General features: G+C 53.4%; 1 protein-coding gene. It reads left to right on the forward strand.

The features are described 5' to 3' along the window. Positions 1 to 962, forward strand: a 962-nt coding sequence (gene tuf / locus GRPL_RS00045) for an elongation factor Tu (RefSeq protein ID WP_049267173.1), incomplete at both ends; no start/stop codon positions are given.

Genomic DNA, 962 nt, shown 5'->3' on the forward strand with positions numbered 1-962 from the left:
GCATTCGACCAGATCGATAACGCACCGGAAGAAAAAGCTCGTGGTATCACCATCAACACTTCTCACGTTGAATATGACACCCCGACTCGCCACTACGCACACGTAGACTGCCCGGGCCACGCCGACTATGTTAAAAACATGATCACCGGTGCTGCTCAGATGGATGGCGCGATCCTGGTTGTTGCTGCGACTGACGGCCCGATGCCGCAGACTCGTGAGCACATCCTGCTGGGTCGTCAGGTAGGCGTTCCGTACATCATCGTGTTCCTGAACAAATGCGACATGGTTGATGACGAAGAGCTGCTGGAACTGGTTGAAATGGAAGTTCGTGAGCTGCTGTCTCAGTACGACTTCCCGGGCGACGACACTCCGATCGTTCGTGGTTCCGCTCTGAAAGCGCTGGAAGGCGAAGCAGACTGGGAAGCGAAAATCATCGAACTGGCTGGCTACCTGGATTCTTACATCCCGGAACCAGAGCGTGCGATTGACAAGCCGTTCCTGCTGCCTATCGAAGACGTATTCTCCATCTCCGGTCGTGGTACCGTTGTTACCGGTCGTGTAGAGCGCGGTATCATCAAAGTGGGCGAAGAAGTTGAAATCGTTGGTATCAAAGAGACTGCTAAGTCTACCTGTACTGGCGTTGAAATGTTCCGCAAACTGCTGGACGAAGGCCGTGCTGGTGAGAACGTTGGTGTTCTGCTGCGTGGTATCAAACGTGAAGAAATCGAACGTGGTCAGGTACTGGCTAAGCCGGGCTCTATCAAGCCGCACACCAAGTTCGAATCTGAAGTGTACATTCTGTCCAAAGACGAAGGCGGCCGTCATACTCCGTTCTTCAAAGGCTACCGTCCGCAGTTCTACTTCCGTACAACTGACGTGACTGGCACCATCGAACTGCCGGAAGGCGTAGAGATGGTAATGCCGGGCGACAACATCAAAATGGTTGTTACCCTGATTCACCC

This window comes from Klebsiella planticola ATCC 33531 (genome assembly GCF_000735435.1).
In the GTDB taxonomy this organism is placed as follows: Bacteria; Pseudomonadota; Gammaproteobacteria; order Enterobacterales; family Enterobacteriaceae; genus Klebsiella; species Klebsiella planticola.